3 protein-coding genes and 1 pseudogene are annotated in these 4,346 nt (G+C 69.4%); all 4 read left to right on the top strand.

Annotation, left to right across the window (positions count from 1 at the left end):
• Positions 1-1,301, top strand: a 1,301-nt coding sequence (gene guaD, locus ABNT58_RS20710; RefSeq protein ID WP_348755307.1) for a guanine deaminase, incomplete at its 5' end; no start/stop codon positions are given.
• Positions 1,302-1,388: 87 nt separating this feature from the next.
• The gene (locus ABNT58_RS20705; RefSeq protein ID WP_348755306.1) at positions 1,389-2,684 is read left to right on the top strand and encodes an NCS2 family permease; all 1,296 of its coding nucleotides are present in this window, start codon (positions 1,389-1,391) and stop codon (positions 2,682-2,684) included.
• A 30-nt stretch (positions 2,685-2,714) separates the two neighbouring features.
• The gene (locus ABNT58_RS20700; RefSeq protein WP_348755305.1) at positions 2,715-4,250 is read left to right on the top strand and encodes an ABC transporter ATP-binding protein; all 1,536 of its coding nucleotides are present in this window, start codon (positions 2,715-2,717) and stop codon (positions 4,248-4,250) included.
• Positions 4,237-4,346: pseudogene (locus ABNT58_RS20695) on the top strand (ABC transporter permease); the annotation flags it as partial. The gene ABNT58_RS20700 and the pseudogene ABNT58_RS20695, both read left to right, overlap by 14 nt.

Below are 4,346 nucleotides of genomic sequence, written 5' to 3'. Positions count from 1 at the left end.
TGGCCCTGCGGGGTGACCTGCTCGACTTCACCGCCACGCCCGAGTGGGGCGCGGTGCACAGCCCGGCCGTGCGCTGGCGGCCCGACCACTGGCTGCTGATCGAAGACGGCCGCATCACCGGTGCCCAGCCGGCCGATGCGCCGCTGCCCGGCGAAGGCTGGCAGCGGCACGACCACCGCGGCCGGCTGATCCTGCCGGGCTTCATCGACACCCATGTGCACAGCCCGCAGCTCGACGTCATCGGCAGCTATGGCACCGAGCTGCTGGACTGGCTGAACACCTACACCTTTCCGGCCGAAAGCCGCTACGCCCAGGCCGCCGAGAGCGAGGCCGGCGCCGCCCGCTTCGTGCAGGCGCTGCTGGCCCACGGCACCACCACGGCGGTGGTGTTTCCCACGGTGCACAAGATCAGCGCCGAGCTGCTGATGGCCGAGGCCCACCGCCGCGGCATGCGGCTGATCACCGGCAAGGTGCTGATGGACCGCAACGCCCCCGACAACCTGCGCGACGACGTGGTGCAGGCCGAGCGCGACTGCGTGGAGCTGATCGAGCGCTGGCACGGCCGCGGCCGGCTGGCCTATGCGGTGACGGTGCGCTTTGCGCCCACCAGCACGCCCGAGCAGCTGGCCATGGCCGGCGCGCTGTGCGCCGCCTACCCGGGCCTGTACATGCAGACCCACGTGGCCGAGAACCGCGAGGAAGTGGCCTGGGTGCAGCAGCTGTTCCCCGAGGCGCGCAGCTACCTGGACGTGTACCTGCGCGCCGGCCTGATGAACGAGCGCAGCGTGCTGGCCCACGGCATCTGGCTCGACGCCGAAGACCGCGCGGTGCTGCGCGACACCGGCGCCCAGGTGGCGCACAGCCCCAGCTCCAACCTGTTCCTGGGCAGCGGCCTGTTCGACTGGCGCGCCACCGAAGAAGCCGGTGGCCAGGTGTCCTTGGCCAGCGACGTGGGCGGCGGCACCAGCCTGTCGATGATGCGCACCGTGCTGGACGCCTACAAGATCCAGGCGATGCAGGGCCAGCGCCTGACCGGCTGGAAGGCGCTGCATGCGGCCACGCTGGGCGCTGCGCAGGCGCTGCGGCTGGACCATGAGATCGGCTCCTTCGAGCCCGGCCGCCTGGCCGACGTGTGCGTGTGGGACTGGGCCGCCGACCCGGTGGCCGAGCGCCGCATGGCCGTGGTGCAAAGCCTGCACGAACAGCTGTTCGCCTGGTTCACGCTGGCCGACGACCGCAACCTGGCCGCCGCCTACGTGCAGGGCGTGCCGCAGTTCAGCCGCACGCCCCCGGTGGGCTGACCGGGCGGCACCCCGCGTGCCGCCTGCCCCGCATTCCATAAAACAAAGCCAACCACAAACCGGCCCCGAGGCCGGAGGAGACAAGCCATGTTCGAACGATTGTTCCGCCTGCAGGAGCACGGCACCACCGTGCGCACCGAGCTGGTGGCCGGGCTGACCACCTTCCTGACGATGGCCTACATCATCTTCGTCAACCCGGCCATCCTGGGCGACGCCGGCATGCCCAAGGGCGCGGTGTTCGTGGCCACCTGCCTGATCGCCGCGCTGGGCTCGGTGGTGATGGGCCTGTACGCCAACTACCCCATCGCGCTGGCGCCCGGCATGGGCCTGAACGCCTACTTCGCCTACGTGGTGGTGATGCACATGGGCTTCACCTGGCAGGCGGCGCTGGGGGCGGTGTTCATCTCCGGGTGCCTCTTCTTCCTGGTCACGGTGTTCCGGCTGCGCGAGATCATCATCCGCGCCATACCGCCGGCGCTGCGCATCGGCATCACGGTGGGCATCGGGTTGTTCCTGGCCATCATCGCGCTCAAGAGCGCGGGGCTGGTGGCGCCTTCCAAGGCCACCTACGTGACGCTGGGCAACCTGCACACGCCCGCGGTGGTGCTGGCCACGCTGGGCTTTTTCGCCATCGTGGTGCTGGACAGGCTCAAGGTGCCGGGCGCCATCCTCATCGGCATGCTGGGGGTCACGCTGGCCTCGTTCTTCCTCGGCGGCAACCAGTTCCAGGGCGTGTTCTCGGCGCCGCCGTCCATCGCCCCCACCTTCCTGCAGCTGGACATCGCGGCCGCGCTCAAGGGCGGCATCCTGAACGTGATCCTGGTGTTCTTCCTGGTCGAGCTGTTCGACGCCACCGGCACGCTGATGGGCGTGGCCAAGCGCGCCGGGCTGCTGGTGCCGGGCAAGATGGACCGCATGAACAAGGCGTTGATGGCCGACAGCGCGGCCATCTTCGCCGGCTCGCTGCTGGGCACCTCCAGCACCACCGCCTATGTGGAAAGCGCTGCCGGCGTGCAGGCCGGTGGCCGCACCGGACTCACGGCGCTGACGGTGGCCGGGCTGTTCCTGGCGTGCCTGTTCATCTCGCCGCTGGCGGGCGCGGTGCCGGCCTATGCCACCGCCCCGGCGCTGTTCTTCGTGGCCTGTTTAATGCTACGGGAGATCACCGAACTCGACTGGGACGAGACCACCGACGTGATCCCGGCCGCGGTGACGGCGCTGATGATGCCGTTCACCTATTCCATCGCACACGGGCTGGCTTTCGGCTTCATCACCTACGCGGTGTTGAAATTGCTCACCGGCCGCGGGCGCGGCGTGCATTGGATGGTCTGGGTCATCGGGTGTATTTTCCTTTTCAAGTACATCACCATCGGCAGCGAATGAATGAATGAACGAACACCGGAGGGGGGCGGCATGCTGAGGCTGGAGCTGGTCCGCATCAGCAAGCAGTACCCGGCCGTCAAGGCCAACGACAACGTCAGCCTGCGCGTCAAGCCGGGTGAAATCCATGCCGTGCTGGGCGAAAACGGCGCCGGCAAGAGCACCCTGATGAAGATCATCTACGGCGCGGTGCGCCCGGATGAGGGCGAGGTGCGCTGGAACGGCCAGCCGGTGAACATCCGCAACCCGCAGGAAGCGCGGGCGCTGGGCATCAGCATGGTGTTCCAGCACTTCTCGCTGTTCGACACCCTCACTGCGGCCGAGAACGTGTGGCTGGGCCTGGACAAGAGCATGACGCTGGCCGAGGTGACCGGCCGCATCCGCCAGGTGTCGCAGGCCTACGGCCTGGAGGTCGACCCGCTGCGGCCGGTGCACAGCCTGTCGGTGGGTGAACGCCAGCGCGTCGAGATCGTGCGTGCGCTGCTCACCAACCCCCAGCTGCTCATCCTGGACGAGCCCACCTCGGTGCTCACGCCGCAGGCGGTGCAAAAGCTGTTCGTCACACTGCGCAAGCTGTCGGCCGATGGCTGCAGCATCCTCTACATCAGCCACAAGCTCGACGAGATCCGCGCGCTGTGCCACCACTGCACCGTGCTGCGCGGCGGCAAGGTGACTGGTGAGGTCGACCCCTCCACCGAGACCAACGCCGGCCTGTCGCGGCTGATGATCGGTGCCGAGCCGCCGCAGCTCAAGCATGTGCAGTCCACGCCCGGCGCGGTGGCGCTGGAACTCAGGAACCTGTCGTTGGCCAAGCAGTCGCCCTTCGGCACCACGCTGGCCGACATCGCGCTGCAGGTGCGCGCGGGCGAGATCGTCGGCGTGGCCGGCGTCTCGGGCAACGGTCAGCAGGAGCTGATGGCCGCCCTGAGCGGTGAAGACCGCCGCGCAGCCAGCGGCGCCATCACCCTGTTCGGGCAGGACATCGCCGGCGCCAGCCCGGCGCGGCGGCGGGCGCTGGGCCTGCACTTCGTGCCGGAAGAGCGGCTGGGCCGCGGCGCGGTGCCCACGCTCAGCCTGGCGCAGAACACGCTGCTCACCCGCACCGAAGCGGTGGGCGCCGGCGGTTGGATCAAGGTAGGCCGCGTGCAGCAGCTGGCGGCCGACCTGATCAACCGTTACAACGTCAAGGCCGGCGGCCCGGGCGCGGCGGCCAAGTCGCTGTCGGGCGGCAACCTGCAGAAGTTCATCGTCGGGCGCGAGGTCGATGCCAAGCCCAAGGTGTTCATCGTCTCGCAGCCCACCTGGGGCGTGGACGTGGGCGCCGCGGCGCAGATCCGCGCCGCGCTGCTGAAGCTGCGCGACGAGGGCTGTGCGCTGCTGGTGGTCAGCGAAGAGCTGGACGAGCTGTTCGAGGTGAGCGACCGGCTGGTGGTCATCGCGCAGGGGCGGCTGTCGCCCAGCGTGCCGGTGGCCGAAGCGACGATCGAGACCATCGGGGAATGGATGTCGGGCCTGTGGCCCGGTGCGGCGGCGCGGCCGGCTGCGGAGGTGCAACATGCTCAAGCTTGAGGCGCGCCCTCAGCCTTCCAAGGTGATGTCGCTCGGCTCGCCGTTGATCGCGCTGGCGCTCACGGTGGTGCTGGCCAGCCTGCTCTTCATCGCGCT

This window comes from uncultured Aquincola sp. (assembly GCF_964001545.1).
Classification (GTDB): Bacteria; Pseudomonadota; Gammaproteobacteria; order Burkholderiales; family Burkholderiaceae_C; genus Aquincola.
Note: the sequence above shows the minus strand (reverse complement) of the source record. Positions and strands in the feature narration are given on the sequence as shown.